General features: G+C 65.2%; 21 protein-coding genes. 8 read left to right on the forward strand and 13 right to left on the reverse strand.

The window, feature by feature from the left end; all coding sequences use genetic code 11:
* Positions 1–5: 5 nt before the first annotated feature.
* Positions 6–536: a hypothetical protein gene (locus tag QCM77_RS28170; RefSeq protein WP_279667570.1), complete on the forward strand. Its 531-nt coding sequence runs from the start codon at positions 6–8 to the stop codon at positions 534–536.
* A gap of 160 nt (positions 537–696) precedes the next feature.
* Here QCM77_RS28170 and QCM77_RS28175 read toward each other — a convergent pair whose 3' ends face one another.
* Positions 697–1281, reverse strand: coding sequence for a DUF4337 domain-containing protein (locus QCM77_RS28175; RefSeq protein ID WP_279667571.1), 585 nt, complete (start codon positions 1279–1281; stop codon positions 697–699).
* A 100-nt stretch (positions 1282–1381) separates the two neighbouring features.
* Positions 1382–2347: a tyrosine recombinase XerC gene (locus QCM77_RS28180; protein ID WP_279667572.1), complete on the reverse strand. Its 966-nt coding sequence runs from the start codon at positions 2345–2347 to the stop codon at positions 1382–1384.
* Between the two features lie 109 nt (positions 2348–2456).
* On the opposite strand from QCM77_RS28180, the gene QCM77_RS28185 reads away from it, so the two are divergent.
* Entirely contained in the window at positions 2457–4667 is a 2211-nt protein-coding gene (locus QCM77_RS28185) for a primosomal protein N' (RefSeq protein WP_279685776.1), read from the forward strand.
* Positions 4668–4880: 213 nt separating this feature from the next.
* Here the strand turns inward: QCM77_RS28185 and QCM77_RS28190 are convergent, their stop codons facing one another.
* Entirely contained in the window at positions 4881–5390 is a 510-nt protein-coding gene (locus QCM77_RS28190; protein WP_279668898.1) for a septal ring lytic transglycosylase RlpA family protein, read from the reverse strand.
* A 636-nt stretch (positions 5391–6026) separates the two neighbouring features.
* Here QCM77_RS28190 and QCM77_RS28195 point away from each other — a divergent pair.
* From QCM77_RS28195 to QCM77_RS28220, 6 genes are all read left to right on the forward strand, one after another.
* Positions 6027–6587, forward strand: a complete 561-nt coding sequence (locus QCM77_RS28195; RefSeq protein WP_279668897.1) for a F0F1 ATP synthase subunit delta — start codon at positions 6027–6029, stop codon at positions 6585–6587.
* Positions 6587–8116, forward strand: coding sequence for a F0F1 ATP synthase subunit alpha (gene atpA, locus QCM77_RS28200; protein ID WP_106945574.1), 1530 nt, complete (start codon positions 6587–6589; stop codon positions 8114–8116). Before QCM77_RS28195 ends, atpA begins: the two co-directional genes overlap by 1 nt.
* A gap of 153 nt (positions 8117–8269) precedes the next feature.
* The gene (locus tag QCM77_RS28205) at positions 8270–9145 is read left to right on the forward strand and encodes a F0F1 ATP synthase subunit gamma (RefSeq protein ID WP_279668896.1); all 876 of its coding nucleotides are present in this window, start codon (positions 8270–8272) and stop codon (positions 9143–9145) included.
* Between the two features lie 52 nt (positions 9146–9197).
* The gene (gene atpD / locus QCM77_RS28210; protein ID WP_247497189.1) at positions 9198–10640 is read left to right on the forward strand and encodes a F0F1 ATP synthase subunit beta; all 1443 of its coding nucleotides are present in this window, start codon (positions 9198–9200) and stop codon (positions 10638–10640) included.
* A gap of 109 nt (positions 10641–10749) precedes the next feature.
* A complete protein-coding gene (locus QCM77_RS28215) occupies positions 10750–11157 on the forward strand; it encodes a F0F1 ATP synthase subunit epsilon (RefSeq protein WP_279685778.1) in 408 nt (135 codons plus the stop codon).
* A gap of 184 nt (positions 11158–11341) precedes the next feature.
* Positions 11342–12973 carry an adenylate/guanylate cyclase domain-containing protein gene (locus tag QCM77_RS28220; RefSeq protein WP_279685780.1) on the forward strand — a complete coding sequence of 544 codons (1632 nt, stop codon included), beginning with the start codon at positions 11342–11344 and terminating at the stop codon, positions 12971–12973.
* Positions 12974–13129: 156 nt separating this feature from the next.
* Here QCM77_RS28220 and QCM77_RS28225 read toward each other — a convergent pair whose 3' ends face one another.
* From QCM77_RS28225 to proB, 10 genes are all read right to left on the reverse strand, one after another.
* On the reverse strand, positions 13130–13630 hold the full coding sequence (locus QCM77_RS28225) for an RNA pyrophosphohydrolase (RefSeq protein WP_279685782.1): 501 nt from the start codon (positions 13628–13630) through the stop codon (positions 13130–13132).
* 64 nt (positions 13631–13694) lie between these two features.
* A complete protein-coding gene (locus QCM77_RS28230; RefSeq protein WP_279668892.1) occupies positions 13695–14201 on the reverse strand; it encodes an RNA pyrophosphohydrolase in 507 nt (168 codons plus the stop codon).
* Between the two features lie 73 nt (positions 14202–14274).
* Positions 14275–15501, reverse strand: coding sequence for a divergent polysaccharide deacetylase family protein (locus QCM77_RS28235; protein WP_279685784.1), 1227 nt, complete (start codon positions 15499–15501; stop codon positions 14275–14277).
* 144 nt (positions 15502–15645) lie between these two features.
* Complete coding sequence (locus tag QCM77_RS28240; protein WP_279668890.1) at positions 15646–17004, reverse strand: S41 family peptidase; 1359 nt, start codon at positions 17002–17004, stop codon at positions 15646–15648.
* Entirely contained in the window at positions 17001–18353 is a 1353-nt protein-coding gene (locus tag QCM77_RS28245; RefSeq protein ID WP_279685786.1) for a murein hydrolase activator EnvC family protein, read from the reverse strand. Before QCM77_RS28245 ends, QCM77_RS28240 begins: the two co-directional genes overlap by 4 nt.
* A gap of 33 nt (positions 18354–18386) precedes the next feature.
* Entirely contained in the window at positions 18387–18869 is a 483-nt protein-coding gene (gene rlmH / locus QCM77_RS28250; RefSeq protein ID WP_279668888.1) for a 23S rRNA (pseudouridine(1915)-N(3))-methyltransferase RlmH, read from the reverse strand.
* Positions 18870–18964: 95 nt separating this feature from the next.
* Positions 18965–19321, reverse strand: a complete 357-nt coding sequence (gene rsfS, locus QCM77_RS28255; RefSeq protein ID WP_279668887.1) for a ribosome silencing factor — start codon at positions 19319–19321, stop codon at positions 18965–18967.
* A gap of 208 nt (positions 19322–19529) precedes the next feature.
* Positions 19530–20174, reverse strand: coding sequence for a nicotinate-nucleotide adenylyltransferase (locus tag QCM77_RS28260; protein WP_279668886.1), 645 nt, complete (start codon positions 20172–20174; stop codon positions 19530–19532).
* 20 nt (positions 20175–20194) lie between these two features.
* Positions 20195–21490 carry a glutamate-5-semialdehyde dehydrogenase gene (locus tag QCM77_RS28265; RefSeq protein ID WP_279685788.1) on the reverse strand — a complete coding sequence of 432 codons (1296 nt, stop codon included), beginning with the start codon at positions 21488–21490 and terminating at the stop codon, positions 20195–20197.
* A 148-nt stretch (positions 21491–21638) separates the two neighbouring features.
* Entirely contained in the window at positions 21639–22760 is a 1122-nt protein-coding gene (gene proB / locus QCM77_RS28270; RefSeq protein WP_279668884.1) for a glutamate 5-kinase, read from the reverse strand.
* Positions 22761–22857 lie beyond the last annotated feature (97 nt).

The following is a 22857-nucleotide window of genomic DNA, read 5'->3' on the forward strand; positions in this document are numbered from 1 at the left end:
AACACATGCTGCGCCGCCTTCTTCAACCGGTCTGGGTTCTGCTTGCGATCATCTTCCTGATCGAAGCCTGGCTGTGGGACCATCTCGAACCGATCGTCGCGCGGGTTGTCGCAACCATCCCGCTCGCCCGGTTCAAGCAATGGCTGTCGGAGCGCGTCGACGCGCTGTCGCCGGCGATGACGCTGATCGTCTTCGCCGTCCCCATCCTGCCGCTGTTTCCGCTCAAGCTGGTCGGCCTGTGGCTGCTCACGCACGAATACTGGACCAGCGCGGTCTTCACGATCCTGTTCGCAAAACTGCTCGGCGTCGGCGTCACCGCCTTCGTGTTCGACGTGACGCGCGACAAGCTGATGGAGATGGCCTGGTTCGAGCGGCTCTATGCTCTGGTGCTGAGGCTGCGCGCCAAGGCCGCCGAGCTGGTCGATCCGATCAAGCGGCGCATCAGGGAGCTGATCGCCGGCAACGGCGAAGGCTGGTCCTCCCGCACGCTCCGCCTGATCCAGCGTTTTCGCAAGAGCGTGCACGAAGCGCGCTGAAGGTTCAACGCATACTCGCTGTCATCGCCCGGCCTTGACCGGGCGATCCAGTATTCCAGAGACGTCAATCGAATACGGAGGAGCTGCGGCGTACTGGATGCCCCGATCCAGCCGGGGCATGACACTGTCTATGTGGCGTCAAGCCAGGCGCCGCATCCCCTCAATGCAAATGCACCAGATGCGGCAACCATAGGCCGAGCCCGGTCATGAGGAGCCCGCCGAGCGTCAGCAGGCCGGCGATATAGGCGAGCGCGACCATGCCGGTGATGATGGTGGCCGAGGCCAGCACGATGCCGATCTGGAAGGCGGCAGACGCAAGCTCGAAGTGATGATATTTCGCGGTGGCCTCGTCGCGTTCGTGCTCGGCGTGCTTGGCCTTCTCGGCAAGCTGCTCGGTGCCTTCGCCGGTCTCGGGCTCGGAGCGGTAGCGCTGCGCGGTCTTCTGCCAGTCCTCGATCTGCTTCTGCACGGCAGCCTTGGTGGCGTCATCAGGCGTGGTGGTCAGCTTGGCTCCCTCGGCCGCGGTCTGCACCACGGTGCGGCGGATGCTCTTGGCCTGGAAGAAGGCCCAGAGGTTGGAAGCCTCGACGTTCTTGCTGATCGATTCGGTCTGGGCGCCCTTGCCGAGCGTCTCCGAAATCGCCAGGAACAGCGCCAGCACGGCGATCAGAAGGGCGATCTTCCTGTTCTCGCCGGACGCGTGTTCGGCGTGCTCGGCATGCTCCATGCTTTCATGTGCGCTCATAAGTTCCTCCTGCCAATTTGCCAACGATTGACCGAACCGCGGGCGCCGCGCAAGAGGCATGCGCGCCAAGAGAGCGCGCTATGACAGCTTCATGTCAGCATCACCGCCGCGGATGCGCGCTGGCATAGACTTCCAGCAGCCGCTCGGAATCGATGCCGGTATAGATCTGGGTGGTCGAGAGCGAGGCATGGCCGAGCAATTCCTGGATCGCGCGCAGATCGCCGCCGCGCGACAACAGATGCGTGGCGAAGGAATGCCGGAGCGCGTGTGGCGTCGCGCTGTCGGGCAGGCCGAGCGCGCCGCGCAGCCGCTCCATCGCGAGCTGGATGATGCGCGGGCTCAAGGGGCCGCCGCGTGCGCCGACGAAGATTGGGCCTTCGGCCGGCAGCGGATAAGGGCACATCGCGACGTATTCCTGCACGAGCGCGAGCACGTTCTGCAGCACCGGCACCATGCGGGTCTTGTTGCCTTTGCCGGTTACGATCAGCACGTCGCCCTCGCCGGGACGCGGCACCTCGCGGCGCTTCAGCCCCAGCGCTTCGGAGATGCGCAGGCCCGAGCCGTAGAGAAGAGCCATCACCGCGGCATCGCGCGCAAGAATCCAGCTCTCGCGATCCTCGCCGGCGCGCTCGTCAGCATCCGCAAGGCGTTTGGCCGACGCCATCGGCAGCGGTTTTGGCAGGCTCTTTGCGACTTTCGGCGCGCGGATCGCCGAGAGCGCCCCGACCTTGCCCTTGCCTTCGCGTTCGAGAAAGCGGCCGAACGAGCGCAGGCCCGCCAATGCGCGCATCAGCGAGCGGCCGGCAATATCGTCGGCGCGGCGCATCGCCATGAAGGCCCTGATATCGGTGGCCTCCAGCGCGGCGAAACGCTTGAGCGTCACCCGCTCGCCCCAATGGCTGCAGAGGAAATCCAGGCACTGCCGCAAATCGCGGCCATAGGCTTCCAGCGTCTTCGGCGACAGCCGTCGCTCCGCGCCGAGATGCGACAGCCAGCGCGTCATCTCCTGCGCGATGTCAGGATCGGCGCTGGCGAGCTCGATAGGTGGGGCGGCCGCTTTGCTCATGCGCTCTGGACGTGGTGATTCCACTCAGTATATCGCATCACACTCGTTTATCGTTCGCTAAGGCCGCCTCAGGGCGCTAGCCTTGAGGCCCCGGGTTCCGATTCCATCCATGGATCACACAGCGCGCAGCAACACCGTCTCCGCCAACGCGACCCGCATGGTCGACGTGCTGGTGCCGGTCGCGCTCGACCAGACCTATTCCTACAAGGTGCCGCGCGGGATGGAGCTTAAGGCGGGCGATCTCGTCGGCGTGCCGCTCGGCCCGCGCGAGGTGATCGCCGTGGTCTGGGCCGAAAACGCCAATCCCGATCCGCGCCTGCACAACCGCCTCAAGGAGGTCAGCGAAAAGCTCGACATCCCGCCTTTGAAGCCCGAGCTGCGTGCGGTCGTGGACTGGATCGCCAATTACACGCTGAGCCCGCGCGGCATGGTGCTGCGCATGTGCCTGCGGATGGGCGAGAATCTCGGCCCCGAGCGGGTGCGCGCCGGCGTGCGCCTGGTCGGCGATCCGCCGCGGCGGCTGACGCCGGCGCGGCAGCGCCTGATCGAGGTGCTCTCGGACCGGCTGCTGCACGGCAAGTCCGAGGCGGCCAAGGAGGCCGGCGTTTCGGCCGGCGTGATCGACGGCCTCGTCGACGAGGGCACGCTGACGGTCGAGCCGATGCCGCCGCCTCCGCCGCCGCCGGCCCCCGATCCGGATTTCAGCCGGCCGGATTTTTCGCCGCTCCAGCGCGCCGGGGTCGATGCGATGCGCGCGCTCGCGGCCAACGGCACTTTTCACGTCGCGCTGCTCGACGGTGTCACCGGCTCGGGCAAGACCGAGGTTTACTTCGAAGCCGTGGCGGAGACGATCCGCCGCGGAAAACAGTCGCTGATCCTGATGCCGGAGATCGCGCTCACCGGCCAGTTCCTCGACCGCTTCGCGCAGCGTTTTGGCGTGCGGCCGATCGAATGGCACTCCGAGCTCACCCCGCGCACCCGCGCGCGCAACTGGGCGGCGATCTCCGAAGGCAGTGCGCCGGTCGTGGTCGGCGCGCGCTCGGCGCTGTTTCTGCCCTACGCCAATCTCGGCCTCATCGTGGTCGATGAAGAGCACGACCAGGCCTACAAGCAGGACGAGGGCGTGCATTATCACGCCCGCGACATGGCGGTGGTGCGGGCGCATATCGCAAAGGTCCCGATCGTGCTGGCGTCGGCGACGCCGTCGGTCGAATCCGAGGTCAATGCGCGCAAGAACCGCTATCAGCGCATCGCGCTGCCGTCGCGCTTCGGCGGCCAGCACATGCCGCATATCGAGGCCATCGACATGCGCCGCGAGCCGCCGGCGCGCGGCCGCTTCATCTCGCCGCGGCTGGCCTCCGAGATCAGGACCGCGATCGAGCGGCGCGAGCAGGCGCTATTGTTCCTCAATCGCCGCGGCTATGCGCCGCTGACGCTGTGCCGCGCCTGCGGTCATCGCTTCGCCTGCACCATCTGCGATGCCTGGCTGGTCGATCACCGCTTCCGCCAGCGCCTCGTCTGTCACCATTGCGGCTTCTCGATGCCGCGTCCGCAAACCTGCCCGCATTGCGCGGCGGAGGAATCGCTGGTCGCGGTCGGGCCCGGCGTCGAGCGCCTGCAGGAGGAAGCGGCGGCGCTGTTCCCGGAAGCGCGCACCATGGTGCTGTCGAGCGATCTCATCACCTCGATCGAGACGATGCGCTCGGAGCTGAATGACATCGCCGAAGGCCGCGTCGACATCATCATCGGCACGCAGCTCGTCGCCAAGGGCCACAATTTCCCGCGGCTCAATCTCGTCGGCGTGGTCGATGCGGATCTCGGCCTTTCCAATGGCGATCCGCGCGCGTCGGAACGCACCTGGCAATTGCTCAATCAGGTGATCGGCCGCGCCGGGCGCGAGCAGGGCCGCGGCGTCGGCTATCTCCAGACCCACCAGCCCGATCATCCGGTGATGAAGGCGCTGATCGCCTGCGACCGCGAAGCCTTCTACGACAGCGAGATCGATTTGCGCGAACGCACGCTCTATCCGCCGTTCGGGCGGCTCGCGAGCCTGATCATTTCCGCTGGCGACCGGCCGAGCGCCGAAGGCTTTGGCCGCCGCCTCGTTGCGCTCGCGCCGCGCGACGAGCGCGTCGTGGTGCTGGGGCCGGCGGAAGCCCCGCTCGCCGTCATCAAGGGCCGCTACCGATTCCGCATCCTGGTGAAATCGGCGCGCGGCTTCGACCTGTCGGACTATTTGCGCAACTGGCTCGCCGTATGCCCGAAGCCGAAGGGCAATCAAAAGCTCGAAGTCGACGTCGATCCGCAGAGCTTTTTGTAGGGACTGCTCTCTCCTCTCATGCCCCGGACGCAGCGCAGCGTCTCTTCGACGGTGCGCTGCAGAGCCGGGACACGTTCGTCATGACGGGGCAAACAAAAAGCCCGCCGTCCCCCAAGACGGCGGGCTTGTTTCACCCGCACTGATCCCGCTGCTCACATGTCCATGCGGACGATGACGGGAACTGCGCTTGTGCGGTGCGGCGCTGGTCGCGCCTTAGGAGACGACTTCCGCGGTGACGCGGCCGACGCCGGCGCCGGTGAGGCCGATGGCGCGGGCAGCGCCCGTGGAGAGGTCGAGGACGCGGCCGCGAATGAACGGGCCACGGTCGTTGATGGTGACGACGACGCTCGAGCCGCCATGGGTGACGCGCAGCTTGGTGCCGAACGGCAGCGAGCGGTGCGCCGCGGTCATGGCGTTCTGGTTGAAGCGCTGGCCCGAGGCGGTCTTGCTGCCGGACTCGTTGCCGTAGAACGAAGCCATGCCGGAGAAGCTGTGGCCCGTGCCCGACGATGGCGTCATCGACGCGTTGGCGCTACGCCAATCGGAGGTCGTGTTGGCATCGTTCTGGGCGTGGTTGCGGTGATGATGGTGAGAGTACCGATGGTGATGCCGGGATTTGGCGGAAGCTTCGGTGGCAGTTCCACCGACGAGGAGAGTTGCGGCAACGAAAGCGATCGCCGTACGCGGCCGGGTCACAGAGCCCAGCGTCTTCAAAGAAAGCATTTAGTGGTCCCTAAGCTAGTATTGCCACATATGTGGCAAGTGGAGCCCCCGTAACTTTGTGAGCGAGATGGCGTTTCGATTCCTAATGAGGCGTGAATTGGGCAGTAAATCCGTTCTGTATCGTCGTGTAATATCTTGTTACCGGCGGATAATATTCATCCGATGTTCCGTAATCTTCGGCTTTAACGATTCATTAACCTATAAATTACTTGGAAGTACTGTAAAAGGAAGTCATCACTTCCTGCGTTTAGAATTGGGTAAGTATTCGGCGAGTGAAGCCGGCGCGCCGGGGATCACGCCTCAGCGATCCGTGTTCATGGCCGCTATGCGCTGAGGGCAGGAACGAATGGACGTGTCGGTGCCAGGGGCCCGGCAATTCCGTCAGGTGACAGGTCCATCGTTGCGTCGTCATTGACTGCGACGAACTGGCGACAGAACGTCGTGCCTTTAATTTGGCGTCATGTTGCACGTGCGCGCCTGCTATGTTAGCAAAGCCGCGATTTTAACGAGCCCGGCACTTCCCGTGCGGGGTCGAAAATCGAAGTCCCGCTTGAATTCCAAGGGCTTGGATCGCTAGGCGCCGCTTCGTGGCGACGGTTTTTCCCTTGCGAGTTTGACAGCAAAAAGAGCGCGTCTGTGGCTGCAGAAAATTCGTCCGTTTCGGGTGTGTCGGGCCGTTATGCGACGGCCTTGTTTGAACTGGCCCGCGACCAGAAAGTGATCGACGAGGTCAAGGCCGATCTCGACAAATTCGAGGGCATGCTGGACGAAAGCGCCGATCTGAAGCGCCTCGTCCGCAGCCCGGTGTTCGCGGCCGATACCCAGTCCAGGGCCCTCTCGGCCGTGCTGGACAAGGCCGGCATCGCCGGTATCTCCGCCAATTTCCTGAAAGTGCTGACCGCCAACCGCCGCCTGTTCGCGGTGGCTGACGTCATCCGCGCCTATCGCGCCCTGGTCGCCCGGTTCAAGGGCGAGGCGACGGCCGACGTCACCGTGGCGGAGGCGCTATCGGGCAAGAATCTCGACGCCCTCAAGGTTGCCCTGAAGTCGGTGACCGGCAAGGACGTCGCGCTCAACGTGAAAGTCGATCCCTCGATCATCGGTGGCCTCGTGGTCAAGCTTGGCAGCCGGATGATCGATAGTTCGCTTCGCACCAAACTCAATTCGATCAAGCACGCGATGAAAGAGGCAGGCTGATGGACATCCGCGCCGCGGAAATTTCCGCGATCCTCAAGGACCAGATCAAGAATTTCGGCCAGGAAGCTGAAGTCTCCGAAGTCGGACAGGTGCTGTCCGTCGGCGACGGTATTGCCCGCGTCTACGGTCTGGACAATGTCCAGGCCGGTGAAATGGTCGAGTTCGAGAACGGCACCCGCGGCATGGCGCTGAACCTCGAAACCGACAACGTCGGTATCGTTATTTTCGGCGCCGACCGCGAGATCAAGGAAGGCCAGACCGTCAAGCGCACCCGCGCCATCGTGGACGCACCGGTCGGCAAGGGCCTGCTCGGCCGCGTCGTCGACGCGCTCGGCAACCCGATCGACGGCAAGGGCCCGATCCAGGCCGACAAGCGCATGCGCGTCGACGTCAAGGCGCCCGGCATCATTCCGCGCAAATCGGTGAACGAGCCGATGGCGACCGGCCTCAAGGCAATCGACGCCCTGATCCCGATCGGTCGCGGCCAGCGCGAGCTGATCATCGGCGACCGCCAGACCGGCAAGACCGCGATCGCGCTCGACACCATCCTCAACCAGAAGCCGCTCAACGCGCAGCCGGACGAGAACATCAAGCTGTATTGCGTCTACGTCGCGATCGGCCAGAAGCGCTCGACCGTTGCCCAGTTCGTGAAGGTGCTGGAAGAGCAGGGCGCGCTCGAGTATTCGATCATCGTCGCCGCCACCGCGTCGGATCCGGCGCCGATGCAGTACATCGCGCCGTTCACCGGCTGCACCATGGGCGAGTACTTCCGCGACAACGGCATGCACGCCGTCATCATCTATGACGATCTGTCCAAGCAGGCCGTCGCCTACCGCCAGATGTCGCTCTTGCTGCGCCGCCCGCCGGGCCGCGAAGCCTATCCGGGCGACGTGTTCTATCTGCATTCCCGCCTGCTCGAGCGCGCGGCGAAGCTGAACAAGGACCAGGGCTCGGGCTCGCTGACGGCGCTGCCGGTCATCGAAACCCAGGCCAACGACGTGTCGGCCTACATTCCGACCAACGTCATCTCGATCACCGACGGCCAGATCTTCCTGGAAACCGACCTGTTCTTCCAGGGCATCCGTCCCGCCGTGAACGTCGGTCTGTCGGTGTCGCGCGTCGGCTCCTCGGCGCAGACCAAGGCCACCAAGAAGGTCGCCGGCAAGATCAAGGGCGAGCTCGCGCAGTACCGCGAAATGGCGGCGTTCGCACAGTTCGGCTCCGATCTTGACGCCTCGACCCAGCGCCTGCTCAACCGCGGCTCGCGCCTGACCGAACTCCTGAAGCAGCCGCAGTTCGCGCCGCTGAAGATGGAAGAGCAGGTCTGCGTGATCTGGGCCGGCACCAACGGCTATCTCGATCCGCTCCCGGTCAACAAGGTGCGCGCGTTCGAAGACGGTCTGTTGTCGCTGCTGCGCGGCAAGAATGTCGAGATCCTCAACGCGATCCGCGACAGCCGCGATCTCTCCGACGACTCCGCCGCCAAGCTGAAGTCGGTGGTCGAAGGTTTCGCCAAGAGCTTTGCATAAGAGAACCGTCGCATGGCCGGGCTTCTTGTCCCGGCCGTCCGTGCCTCACCGCATGGAGACGAAGACGTGGATGCCCGGGACAAGCCCGGGCATGACGACTGGGATAGGCTAGCGGCTTGATCCAAGGGGTCGAACCGCCGGGGTGCACGAAGAATGGCGTCACTTAAAGACATGCGCGTCCGCATCGCCTCCACCAAGGCGACGCAGAAGATCACCAAGGCGATGCAGATGGTCGCGGCGTCCAGATTGCGCCGCGCCCAGCAAGCGGCCGAGGCGGCGCGGCCCTATGCCGACAAGATGAGCGCGGTGATCTCCAACATCGCCAGCGCAGCCGCCGGTTCGCCCGGCGCGCCGACGCTGCTGGCTGGCACCGGCAATGATCAGGTCCACCTGCTGCTGGTCTGCACCGGCGAGCGCGGCCTGTCCGGCGCCTTCAACTCCTCGATCGTGCGCCTCGCGCGCGAACGCGCCCAGGCGCTGATCGCGCAGGGCAAGGAAGTCAAATTCTTCTGCGTCGGCCGCAAGGGCTACGAGCAGCTCCGCCGCCTGTACGACAAGCAGATCGTCGAGCACCTCGACCTGCGCGGCGTTCGTCAGCTCGGCTTCATCAACGCCGAGGACATCGCCAAGAAGGTGCTGGCCCGTTTCGACAACGGCGAGTTCGACGTCTGCACGCTGTTCTACGCGCAGTTCAGGTCGGTGATTGCCCAAGTCCCGACCGCGCAGCAGATCATTCCGCTGACCGTGGAAGAAAAGGCGGCGAACGCGCCGTCGACGTCCTACGACTATGAGCCGGAGGAAGACGAACTCCTCTCCGGCCTGTTGCCGCGCAATATCGCGGTGCAGATTTTCCGCGCGCTGCTGGAAAACAACGCCTCGTTCTATGGCGCGCAGATGAGCTCCATGGACAACGCCACCCGCAACGCCGGCGAAATGATCCGCAAGCAAACCCAGATCTACAACCGAACCCGTCAAGCCCAGATCACCAAGGAGCTGATCGAGATCATCTCCGGCGCCGAGGCGGTCTGACGCACGAACCAAACGACGGTCGTTCAAGTCCAGAATTTCGAAGGAGTGCTTCATGGCTACAGCAGCTAACCAGGTCGGTCGCGTCACCCAGGTCATGGGCGCCGTCGTCGACGTTCAGTTCGAAGGCCATTTGCCGGCCATTCTGAATTCGTTGGAAACCAAGAACGGCAACATCCGCCTCGTGCTGGAGGTTGCGCAGCATCTCGGTGAGTCCACCGTGCGCACGATCGCGATGGACGTGACCGAAGGTCTGGTCCGCGGCCAGGAAGTGACCGACACCGGTCAGCCGATCGCGGTTCCGGTGGGCGCGGGCACGCTCGGGCGCATCATGAACGTCATCGGCGAGCCGATCGACGAAGCCGGCCCGATCCAGTCCGAAGGCAGGCGCGCCATCCACCAGGAAGCGCCGAGCTACACCGACCAGTCGACCGAAGCTGAAATTCTCGTCACCGGCATCAAGGTCGTCGATCTTCTTGCTCCGTACGCCAAGGGCGGCAAGATCGGCCTGTTCGGCGGCGCCGGCGTCGGCAAGACCGTGCTGATTCAGGAGCTGATCAACAACGTTGCGAAGGCGCACGGCGGTTACTCCGTGTTCGCCGGCGTGGGCGAGCGTACCCGCGAGGGCAACGACCTCTATCACGAGTTCATCGAGTCCAAGGTCAACGCCGATCCGCACAATCCGGATCCGAGCGTCAAGTCGAAGTGCGCGCTGGTGTTCGGCCAGATGAACGAGCCGCCCGGCGCCCGCGCCCGCGTCGGCCTCACCGGTCTGACCGTCGCCGAGCACTTCCGTGACCAGGGCCAGGACGTGCTGTTCTTCGTCGACAACATCTTCCGCTTCACCCAGGCTGGTTCGGAAGTGTCGGCGCTGCTCGGCCGTATTCCGAGCGCCGTGGGTTACCAGCCGACGCTGGCCACCGACATGGGCGCGCTGCAGGAACGCATCACCACCACGCAGAAGGGTTCGATCACCTCGGTGCAGGCCATTTACGTTCCGGCCGACGACTTGACCGACCCGGCGCCCGCGACCTCGTTCGCGCATTTGGACGCCACCACGGTGTTGAACCGCGCGATCTCGGAAAAGGGCATCTATCCGGCGGTGGACCCGCTCGACTCGACCTCGCGCATGCTCTCGCCGCTCGTCGTCGGCCAGGAGCACTACGACACCGCGCGTCAGGTCCAGCAGGTGCTGCAGCGCTACAAGTCGCTCCAGGACATCATCGCCATTCTCGGCATGGACGAGCTTTCGGAAGAGGACAAGCTGACGGTGGCCCGCGCCCGCAAGATCGAGCGCTTCCTGTCGCAGCCGTTCCACGTGGCCGAAATCTTCACTGGCTCGCCCGGCAAGTTCGTCGACCTCGCGGACACCATCAAGGGCTTCCGCGGCCTCTGCGAAGGCAAGTATGACCACCTGCCGGAGGCCGCCTTCTACATGGTCGGCACCATCGAAGAGGCGATCGAGAAGGGCAAGAAGCTGGCGGCGGAAGCCGCCTAACTCTGAAGTGTCATCGCCGGGCTTGCCCCGGCGATCCATCGAAAGAGAATTTTGATGGATGGACCCGCGGGTCAAGCCCGCGGGTGACAAGCAGAAAAACGGATGACCAATGGCCACCTTCCACTTCGATCTCGTCTCGCCGGAAAAGCTCGCCTTCTCGGGCGAGGTCGACCAGGTCGATATCCCCGGCGTCGAGGGTGACTTCGGCGTGCTGGCGGGACATGCCCCGGTCGTGGCTGCGATCCGGCCCGGCATTCTCAACGTCACCACCGCCGGCAAGCACGAGAAGATCATCGTGCTCGGCGGTATCGCCGAAGTCTCCGAAAAGGGCCTGACCGTGCTCGCCGACGTCGCGACGTCGCTGGCCGAGCTCGACCGCGCTCAGTTCGCCGCGACCATCTCGGAGATGGAGGAGGGGTTGAAGGAACACGAAGGCAGCGAGCTCGATCAGGCCATTGCGCGGCTCGACCACTTCAAGAGCATCCAGCAGCAGCTCAACAGCACGGCTATGCACTAAGCCCCGGTGCACCGCGCCGGGGCTCAAGCTACAAATTCCTGTAAGCTACGAATTCCTGCAAGCTGCAAATTCCCGAATGAGTTCAGCGCTCGTCACGGCCGTGGCGGGCGCTGAAACTTTGTTGCACCGCGCCGCCGATAGCGGCATTCTGTGCTCGCGAACTTTGTTCCGGGGCGGGTAGCAGATGAAACGCAAGATCGCAGCGATTTTCGCAGCCGATATTGCCGGTTACTCAAGGCTGGTCGCGGAAGACGAGGAGGAGACGCTGCGGCGTCTCGCCTCCTATCGCGAGGTCGTCGACGATTTCATTGCGAAGGCGGGCGGACGCATCTTCAACACCGCGGGCGACGCCGTGCTCGCGGAATTTCCAAGCGCAGTCGATGCGGTGCGCTGCGCGATCGACATCCAGGAATCCCTGCGAACCCGCAACATGGCCTATCCGCCGAGCCGGCAGATGTCGTTCCGCATCGGCATCACCATCGGCGACGTCGTCGAACGCGACGGCGATCTGCTCGGTGACGGCGTCAATATCGCCGCCCGGCTCGAAGGTCTCGCCGAGGTCGGCGGCATCTGCGTCTCCCGTGCCGTGCACGAGCAGGTCGCCAACAAGCTGTCGGTGCAATTCGCCGATATCGGCGCGCAGGAGGTCAAGAACATCCCGACGCCGGTGCATGCCTACATGGTGGCGATGCGGCGCGAGGACGGCAGCTACAACACGCCGCAGGTGAAGAAGATCACGGGCAAGGCCGCGCCCGCGCCGAACTGGATGTGGCCGCTCGTCGTCGGCGTCGTCTCCGTCGTCGCGATTGCTGTCGGCGGCTTCCTCTATTTCACCAAGCTCGAGACCACCAAGGCACCGGCGAGCGCCGCGGCGACATCGCCAAATCCGACGTCAAGTGCGGCAGCTGCGGCGACGCCCAGCCCGACGCCCACGATGGCCGCAAAGGCGCCGATGCCGATGCCCATGCCAACACCATCCGCCTCGCCGATGACCGGCAAGTTTCCTGCCGACAGCGTGCCCTTCATCAACGAGCGCGTGCGCAACTATCTGGCCGGCGACTATTCCGCTGCCGGCGACTACAAGGCGTTCGCGCTCAATGTCGGCGGTTTCACGGGCGCGTCGTTGAATCAGCTGAACGAGGAGGCCGCGCGCAACGCCGCACTTGATCAGTGTCAGAAGCGGGCCGATGCCGCGCAGTCACCGCGGCGCTGCGAGCTCTATGCGGTCGGCAACAATATCGTCTACACGCATGGCAAGCCGCCGATGCCGCAGCAGCCTTTTGTCCGGCATGATGCCATGACCGAGCGTGCCTTCGCCTCGAAAGACTTTCCGATGGTGCGCGATCCCGCGAAGGTCCGGCTGGAGAACATATTCGTGCCCGCGGCGAAATCCCGCTCGGTCGCGCTCGGCCCGGGCGGTCAATATTTCATGGTGATGGGCGCATCATCCGCCGACGACGCCGCGCGGCGCTCGCTGGAATCGTGCGGCGCGATCGCCGGCGTCGCCTGCATGGTCGTCGCGGTCGACGACAATTTCGTCGTGCCGATCCCGACCCTGCTCAGGATCACCGGCTTCTTCCATGCGGCGTCCAACGCCTCGATCGTCGCAGATGCGCGCGACGAGGTCGTGCGCAAGCTCGCCGATGGCATGGGCTGGAATGCAGTCGCAGTCGGCACCGCGGGCCGGCCCGGTCTCGGCCTGAAGGCCGCGGACGAGCAGACCGCCGTCAATTCCGCGCTCGCCGACTGCGCCAAGCGCGACAGCGATTGCCATGTGATCGCGATCGGCCCGTTCACGGTGGGACCGATCAATTAGGGTTGAAAAGGGCTTCGCAAGGGCGTTCCTGACGGAGGTCGCGACGATTGCGCGCTGCCGCCGATTTCTCCCTCTGTGTCAGTGACTTCGTAACAGCCACAGCGCATCGCTCCGGCGGTGGCCGGCTACTGTGCATGGGGTTGTTTTCGCGTTTTTTTAGTTTGCGAAGGGCGCAAACTGCTGTGCTACCGCGCGGTAGACCTCGCGGCGAAACGGCACGACGACATCAGCGACACGATCGAGGCGCTCCCAGCGCCACGCGTCGAACTCCGCGGGCTGGTCGTTGCGCGGCGTCAACGGATCGATCTCGTCATCCTTGCCGGTGAAGCGCAGCGCGAACCACTTTTGGCGCTGCCCGCGGAATTTCGCCAGCCGGTGCGTCGGCGGTCCGTCGTAGGGCGGGAAGTCGTAGGTCAGCCAGTCGGTCTCGCCGAGATAGGCTGCACTCTTGACGCTGGTCTCTTCCCAGAGCTCGCGCAGCGCCGCATCGCGCAGGTCCTCGCCTTCGTCGACGCCGCCCTGCGGCATCTGCCAATCGAGGCCCGGCAGGACGATCTCGGGTCCGTCGCCCTTGAAGCGGTGCCCGATCAGCACGCGGCCATCGGCATTGAACAGCGCGATCCCGACATTGGGACGGTAGGGCTTTTCATTGGTCACGCGTGGATCTTTCGTTGTCATTCCGAGCGATGCATTAGCACCGAACCCGGAATGACAATTTGATTTAGTCCTGCGCCAGCGCGGAAAATTCCTTCACCACGCGCTCATAGACCGGGCGTTTGAACGGGATGATCAGCCCGGTCAGGTTCTTCATCGGCTCCCAGCGCCAGTTCACGAACTCGGCCTTGTGGCCGCCGCCACCGGGCTTTTCGACGTTGATCTCGCTGTCATTGCCAGTGAAGCGGACCGCGAACCATTTCTGGCGCTGGCCGCGGTAGCGGCCCTTCCAGGCCCGGCCCGCAACGGTGCGCGGAATATCGTAAGTGAGCCAGTCCGGAACCTCGCCGAGCCGCTCGACCGAGCGCACGCTGGTCTCCTCATAGAGCTCGCGCCTGGCGGCGTCCCAATTGTCCTCGCCGGGATCGACGCCGCCCTGCGGCATCTGCCAGACATGGGTGTCGTCGACCTGCTCGATGCCGCCGGCGCGGCGGCCGATGAACACCAGGCCCTTCGTGTTGATCAGCATCACACCGACGCAGGTCCGGTAGGGCAGATCCTCATAACGCGCCATTCCGCCAGACCTCTCGCGTGCTTCTGGCAGGCGCTGCGCCCCGCAGGGACCCGCGCCGTACCAATCCGTTGATTTAGCTGGATTTTGATTTCAGCATCGCGGTTGTCAATGGCACCAAAAGGATACCTCGGTCGCCCAATGTCTTGGTCCAGGCGCCGATGCGCTCGATCGAGACCGGGAGGGCGGAGGCGGTGCCCACGGCAGTGCCGCGCTCGCGCGCCGCCGCTTCGAGCTTGTTCAGGGCGCGGTCGATTTCGGCCGGGGTCGGAACCACGTCGATCGCGATGTCGCCCTTGCCGAACGGCATCGCCTGGCTGGCGGCGGCCTGGGGCGCGATGCTGCGGGGCGAGGAGCCGTCGTCGAAGAAGCCGAGGCCGCGCCTGGCCGCCTCGCGGATGATCGGCTGCATCGCCGGCTCCGTCGCGATGAAGCGGGCGCCCATGAAATTGGTGAGGCCGGCATAGCCCTGCATCCGGCTCAGATGCCAGTACAGGCGGTCCATGTTCTGGTCGGCGCTCAGCGAAGTCAGCAGGGTCTGCGGGCCCGGATCGTTGTCGGGGAAGTCGTAGGGCTCCATCGGGATCTGGAGGAAGATCTCGTGGCGCTGGGCGCGGGCCCGCTCGGCGAGTTTTCCTGGATCGGAACCATAAGGCGTGAAGGCCAGCGTCACCGCCGGCGGCAGTCGCATGATGGCATCGGTGGTCTTGGCAGCGCCGACGCCGAGGCCGCCGATCAGGATCGCGACCACCGGCATCTTGGCGGCCTTGGCGCGGTCGGCATCCGCCGCATAGACGTTGAACGGCTTCAGGTCGCCGGCAACCACGGGGATCATGCCGTAGCGCGATTTCTCAAGGAGCTTTGGGTCGATCCCGGCCATGACGGGCGGCGCTGCGGAGGCCGCCTCGCCCTTGTCGGCGGCATCGCCGCCGATCACCACGTCGTGGCGCGTGCCGGTGGAACCGTCGATCATGGTGACGGTCTTCTGCTCGCCCGCCTGCTTCGGCGCCTCCTTGGTTTCGTGCTTGCTATCCGGCTTGCTTTCCTGGCCGTGGCCGGAAGCGGCCGGCTTCTCGTCGCTGGCCTTGTCTGTGGCGTTGGGCTCGCGGATCGCGAGCCGCGTCATCGGCTCGCCGCCGAGCGGATCCTTGTTGAAGATGGTGAAGCCGGCAAAGGCGACCAGGAACAGGCCGAGCAGGACCGCGAGCATCTGCATGGCCGTGAACGGCAGCCGCAGCCGGCGTTTCCGGCGCGGCTTATCCTGTCCGAGCGGGGCGCTCAGATCATCGGCCGTTTCAGTCATGCGCGATCCCGAATCACTCAGCAATGACGATACCACGCCGGGGTCAAGCGGCGGCAGGCCGGGATAGGCCGGGGATGTCAGGAGGCCCAAGTAAAAAGGGCGGCTCCGGGAGCCGCCCTTTTCATCAGATCGCGATGCGCCGACTTAGTTGGCCGCTTTGGGCTTGTCGGTCGTGGCCTTGTTGTCGCTGCCCGGCGTGGGCGCCGCGGAGGCGCTGTTCTTGATGCCGTGGAGCAGGTCGTCGGCGAGCTTGAGCGCCTTGTCGTCCTTGGCGTCGGGCGGAACGTAGGACTGCGAGCCGGTCTTCTCGTCGCCGTCGTTCTTGAGATGGCCGCGCAGCGAAGCCTCGCCCTTGGTGTCGGTGCGCGACTTCAGCTCGTCCGGCACGTCCTGCAGCACTTCGATGTCGGGCACGATGCCCTTGGCCTGGATCGACTTGCCCGACGGCGTGTAGTAGCGCGCCGTGGTCAGACGCAGCGCGCCATTGCCCGAGCCGAGCGGAATGATGGTCTGCACAGAGCCCTTGCCGAACGAACGCGTGCCGACGATGGTCGCGCGCTTGTGGTCCTGCAGCGCGCCGGCGACGATCTCCGACGCCGAGGCCGAGCCGCCATTGACCAGCACGATGACCGGCTTGCCCTTGGTGAGGTCGCCCGCATGCGCGGTGCGGCGCTGGGTCTCCTCGGCATTGCGGCCGCGGGTCGACACGATCTCGCCCTTCTCCAGGAACGAGTCGGAGACGGTGACCGCTTCCTCGAGCAGGCCGCCCGGGTTGTTGCGGAGGTCGATGACATAGCCCTTCAGCTTGTCGCCGATCTGATTCGAGAGGTTGGCGACCTCGCGCTTCAGGCCTTCGGTGGTCTGCTCGTTGAAGGTGGTGATGCGGATATAGCCGATGTCGTCGGCCTCGATGCGGGCGCGCACCGAGCGGACGCGAATGTTGTCGCGCACCAGCGTAACGTCGATCGGATTGTCCTGGCCCTTGCGGATGATCTTGAGCTTGATCTTGGTGTTGACCGGACCGCGCATCTTCTCGACCGCCTGGTTCAGGGTCAGGCCCTGCACCGCCTCGTCATCGAGATTGGTGATGATGTCGTTGGCCATGACGCCGGCGCGCGAAGCAGGCGTGTCGTCGATCGGCGAGACCACCTTGATCAGGCCGTCTTCCATCGTGACTTCGATGCCGAGGCCGCCGAACTCACCGCGGGTCTGCACCTGCATGTCGCGGAAGCTCTTGGCGTCCATGTAGCTCGAATGCGGATCGAGGCCGGTGAGCATGCCGCTGATCGCGGATTCGATCAGCTTGGTGTCGTCGGGCTTCTCGACATAATCCGAGCGCACGCGTTCGAAGACGTCGCCGAACAGATTGAGCTGGCGATAGGTGTCCGCGGTGGCGGCTCGCGCGCTGGAGCCCATGAAGACCGCGCGCGGCTGGGTCACGAACAGCGTCAGCGCCGCGCCGGTGGCCGCGCTGAGGAGGATAACTGAAGTCTTGCGCATCATCCGCGAACCTTCTCGCCTTCATTTGCGGCCCACCATGGGCCTGGATCGATTGGAGTGCCGTCTTTGCGGAACTCGACATACAGCACAGGTTGACTCGCGTTCGTGGCGAGAATGGAGGCGACTTGAGAGGTCGACCCCATGGTTGCGACAGGCTCCCCCGTGAGCACAAACTGTCCGATGTTTACCGAAATGCGCTCCATCCCGGCGATCAGGACATGATACCCGCCCCCGGCATTGAGGATCAAGAGTTGTCCATAGCTCCGGAACGGGCCGGCATAGACCACCCAGCCGTCACACGGCGTCGTGACCTGGGAGCCGGGCCTGGTCGCCAGCGAAATGCCCTTCTGGACCCCGCCGACTCCGTCGGAACCGCCGAAATCCCTGATCTTGTTACCGTTAACCGGAAGAGGCAGGAGGCCCTTGGCTGCGGCGAAGGCCATCGCAGGGGTGGTCCGGGAACGGTCCTTGAAAGCGCCGGGGCCGGGCTTGGCGCTGGCGGCGGCTTTGGCCTCGGCCTGCTTTGCGGCCTCAGCCGCCTTCTCAGCCGCCTTGGCGGCGCTTTGCAAATCCTGCTCCATCTTGGCGATCAGCCCCTGGAGATCGCCGACCTGTCTTGAGAGCGCGACGGCGCGCGAGTTCTCGGCGTCCAGGTCCTTTTCGCGCGCCGCCTGCTGGCGCTGCCGCTCGTCGACCAGGGCGGTGAGCCGGGTCTGGTCGTTGCGGACCTTGTCGCGGTCGGAGGCAAGCTGGTCGCGCTCGGTCGCGATGGTCTTGCGCAGGGCCACGAGCTCGCCGAGCTCGCCTGCGATTTTTTCCGCGCGACCGCGCAATTCCGGCACGACGGCGCCGAGCAGCATCGCCGTGCGCAGCGATTGCAGCGCGTCCTCGGGCCGCACAAGGAGCGCCGGCGGCGTGCGCCGGCCGGCTCGCTGCAGGGCCGCCAGCACCTCGACGATGTCGGCGCGGCGCGAATCCAGCGAGCTGCGCATCTGCTGCTCGCGGCCGTTCAGCGCGCGCAGCCGTGCTTCGGCCTCGTCGATCTTGGTCTCGACGCTGCGCACATTGGCGGCGGTGTCGATCAATTGCTGATTGAGCTGGGTGCGGTCCTGGCCGAGCGAGGTGATCTCGGACTTGAGCTTGGCCTGCGCTTCCTCCGCGCTCTTCTTGCTTGCGCGCGCGGCCTCCAGCTCCTGCTCGCGCTGCTTGATCCCATCGGGCGAGACGGCTGCAGTTTGCGGCGCAGGCGCAGGCGCAGGCACGGGCGTCTGAGCTTGCGCGAGGCTTGAGCCCAGGACGCTTGAGCCCAAGACGCCAGCAATCAGCAGCAGGTTGAAAATCGGCGCTCGCATCGCTTTAGGCAAAGGTGCTCGTTGTGGCGCGGTTCACGCGCGGTGATAGGGGTGGCCGGCCAGAATGGTGGCGGCCCGATAAAGCTGTTCCAGAAGCATGACGCGGACCATTTGATGCGGCCAGGTCGCAGAGCCGAACGCGATCGCGAGCTTGGCCTTACGGCGCAATTCGGGCGAAAGTCCGTCCGCCCCTCCGATCATGAAGATAGTATGACCGGCACCCTCGTCGCGCCAGCGCCCGAGATGCCGTGCGAATACGGTCGAATCTAGATTCTGGCCGCGCTCGTCCAGCGCCACCAGGATCGATTTCTCCGGAATATGCGCGGAGATCGCCGCGGCCTCTTCGGCCATCCGCGTCGCCGCATCGCGCGCGCGGCTTTCGGGCAATTCGTGGATCGTGAGCTCGCGGAATCCGAGCTTGCGGCCGGCCTCGTCGAACCGCTCGAAATAGCGGTCGGCAAGCTCCCGTTCGGGGCCCTGCTTCAGCCGGCCCACCGCAATGACAGCAACACGCATGATATCTTCAGGGTCGCGTTTTCAAGACCGCGCGCAATATGCGCGCGCACGACGCTAGCATGCGCGTCAGCCGATTCGAAATCGGCTCTATGAGCCTAGATCGCCTTCGCCGCCCCTGGGCCCTGCGTGTACAATCTCTCGAGATTGTAGAACTCACGGACCTCGGGTCTGAACACGTGCACGATCACATCGCCGGAATCGATCAGCACCCAGTCGCAATTGGGCAAGCCCTCGACGTGGATGTTCTTGATGCCGTTTTCCTTGAGGCCCTTGGCGACGTTCTCCGCGATCGCGCCGACGTGCCGGTTCACCCGGCCGGTGGTGACGATCATGTAGTCGGAGTAGGCCGATTTGCCGCGAAGGTCGATGGTGACCGTCTCTTCCGCCTTCATGTCGTCGAGGCGGGAGAGGATCAGGCTCAGCGTCTTGTCGGCGTCGGGTTGCGCCGTCAAGGCCGCAGCTTTGGTCGATGTTTTACGCGCCGGTTTCGCCACCTTGGGTAAAACAGACTTGGACAATACAGATGTGGTCAGGGACCATTCCTTTCACTGTATCGCGAACGCCGAATCCGGCACTCACTGGTTACACTACATCATGTGGGGTTAAGGGTTTCAATATGCCAGAGAGTCCAAAGTTCACACCACCCCGCGCAGTTCTGACTCACTTCGTACCTTTCCAGCTTCCGTCCGGGTTCCGTAGGCCGGTCGAAGAGAGATTCAGCTTCATTCCTGTCAGGAAGACCCAGGCCGGCGCGGCCCGGTCCGCAAGCCTTGCCGCCTCATTCTCGGGCAGGCGGTAGCGGGCTAGCGCCTGGGCGGCGGGAGAGGCGAGGGCACGAAAACTCTGCGGTGGGCGATCGATGACCGCAATCGGCACCTGGTCGGCGATGCGCCGCCAGTGCTGCCAACGATGGAATTGAGCGAGGTTGTCGGCGCCCATGATCCAGACAAAGCGCAAGCCGCTGAGACGGCGGCGCAGGGTGTTGATCGTGTCGATAGTGTAGCGCGTGCGAATGACGGATTCGAGACAGCTCACCTCGATCCGCGGGTCGTCGGCAACGTCGCGCGCCGCCTGCATGCGCGCGCCGAGCTCATGCAGCGTGCCGTTCTCCTTCAGCGGATTGCCTGGCGTCACCAACCACCACACGCGATCGAGCTGGAGGCGTTTCAGCGCGAACTGGCTGATCGCGCGATGGGCCTGGTGCGGCGGATTGAACGAGCCGCCGAGCAGGCCGATGCGCATGCCCGAGGTGTGGGTTGGTATGGCCTGCGCGAAGAAACGTGGCGCGACGAAATTGTTGCTCAATGCCCCGCGCCCTGCGTCGTTTACGGCCGCGTCTGCCCGGTGCCGTGAACGCGATACTTGAAACTCGTCAGCTGCTCGGCGCCAACCGGGCCGCGAGCATGGAATCTGCCGGTGGCGATGCCGATCTCGGCGCCGAAGCCGAACTCGCCGCCGTCGGCGAACTGCGTCGAGGCGTTGTGCAGCACGATCGCGGAATCGACCTCGCTCAGGAATTTTTTCGCAGCGGTCTCGTCCGCGCTCACGATCGCATCGGTGTGGTGCGAGCCGTGGTTCTGGATATGCGCGATGGCGCCGTCGACGCCGTCCACCACCTTCGCCGCGATGATCGCGTCGAGATATTCAGTGTCCCAATCGTCCTCGCTCGCGGGTTTCACGCGCGCATCGGTCTTCTGCACGGCGACGTCGCCGCGCACTTCGCAGCCCGCCTCGATCAGCATCTCGATCAGCGGCTTCAGATTTTTGCCAGCAGCAGCGCGATCGACCAGCAGCGTCTCGGCGGCGCCGCAGACGCCGGTGCGGCGCATCTTGGCGTTGAGCACGATCGACTTCGCCATGGCGAGGTCGGCGCTGCCGTCGATGTAGACGTGATTGACGCCTTCGAGATGCGCGAACACCGGCACGCGCGCTTCCTGCTCGACGCGCGCGACGAGGCTCTTGCCTCCGCGCGGCACGATCACGTCGACGGCGCCGTTCAATCCCGACAGCATCATGCCGACAGCGGCGCGGTCGCGTGTCGGCACCAGTGTGATCGCAGCTTCCGGCAGGCCGGCTTCACGCAGGCCCTGGACGAGGCATTCATGGATCGCGCGGCACGAACGGAAACTGTCGGAGCCGCCGCGCAGGATCACGGCATTGCCGGATTTCAGGCAGAGCACGCCGGCGTCCGCCGCAACGTTCGGCCGGCTCTCGAAGATCACGCCAACGACGCCGAGCGGCACGCGCACGCGCTCGATGGTCATGCCGTTCGGCCGTTGCCAGCTCTCGGTGACGATGCCGACCGGATCGGCGATGCCGCGCACAATGCCGATGCCCTCGGCCATGCCCTCGATCCGCGCCGGCGTCAGCGTCAGGCGGTCGATGAAGGAGGAGGTGGCATTGCCGGAGGTGCGGGCCTCCGCGACGTCCTCGGCATTGGCGGCGAGGATCGCCGTCGCATTGCTGCGGATTGCCCGCTCCATGGCCTCGAGCGCCCGGTTCTTCTGCTCCGGCGGCGCCAGCGCCAGCACGCGCGCGGCAGCGCGGGCACGAGTACCGAGATCGGTCATCAGCGCCTGAAGATCGGCATTGCCGTCGACGGCTTTGAGGGGGGCGGCCATAGCTAGTTCAACCTTCTGCTAAGGCTGTGTCCTAGCACGGAAATCCCGCGTCTGCGAAGGGGCGGGAGGGTATGGCAGGTCCGTCCAGCCCGCGCGGGGGCTAGGTCTTTGGCCTACCAAGTCTCTCGGAAAAGGACCGCTGTGGCCCTTACCCACCCATCACCAGATCGTCCCGGTGGATCATCTCGGACCTCCCGCTGATGCCGAGGATGGCCATGACATCCGGGGAGGAGCGACCCTTGATCCGCTCGGCATCGTCGGCGTCGTAGGCGATCAGGCCGCGGCCGACCTCGCTGGTGTCGGGGCCGCGCACGATCACGGCATCGCCGCGGGCGAACTGGCCCTCGACCTTGATCACGCCGGCCGGCAGCAGGCTGGCGCCGGCGCGCAGCGCCGCGACCGCGCCGGCGTCGATCGTCAATGTGCCCTTCGGCTCCAGCGAGCCCGCGATCCAGCGTTTTCGCGAGGTGATGGGATTGGCCGGCGTCAGGAACCAGGTGCAGCGGCCGCCGTCGGCGATCGCCTGCAACGGATGCTCGATCTTGCCGGACGCGATCAACATGTGCGTGCCGCCGGTGGTGGCGATCTTCGCCGCCTCGACCTTGGTGCGCATGCCGCCGCGGGAGAGTTCGGACTCGGCCTCGCCTGCGACAGCCTCGATCTCCGAGGAGATGCTGTCGACGACCGGAATGAGCTTGGCGTTCGGGTTGTTCTTCGGCGGGGCGTCGTAGAGCCCGTCGATATCAGACAGCAGCACCAGCAGATCGGCGCTCGCCATGGTGGCGACGCGCGCGGCGAGGCGGTCGTTGTCGCCGTAGCGGATCTCGTTGGTGGCAACCGTGTCGTTCTCGTTGATCACGGGGATCGCGCGCCACTCCAGGAGCTTGCCGATAGTGGAGCGCGCGTTCAGATAGCGGCGGCGCTCCTCGGTGTCCTGGAGCGTCACCAGGATCTGGCCGGCGCCGATGCCGTGGGCACCGAGCACCTCCGACCAGATGCGGGCGAGCGCGATCTGACCGACGGCGGCCGCCGCCTGGCTCTCCTCCAGCTTCAGCGGGCCGCGCGGCAATTTCAGGCGGCTGCGGCCGAGCGCGATCGAACCGGAGGAGACGACGAGCACGTCACGGCCCTCGCGGTGCAGCTTGGCCATGTCGTCGGCGAGCGCGGCAAGCCAGGACGCCCGCACCTCGCCCTTGTCGGAATCGACCAGTAGCGCGGAGCCGACCTTGACGACGATGCGACGAAATTGACTGAGTTCGGGGCTGGCCATGTGTGTATGTGCTGGCGCGTGTGACGGATTGCTCGGGCTGGGTACCGGCGGAGCAAATAAGCGGCGCCGGTAAGGCCTGCTTTTGCAGCAGGACGAT

It is taken from the genome of Bradyrhizobium nivariense (genome assembly GCF_029846695.2).
Classification (GTDB): Bacteria; Pseudomonadota; Alphaproteobacteria; order Rhizobiales; family Xanthobacteraceae; genus Bradyrhizobium.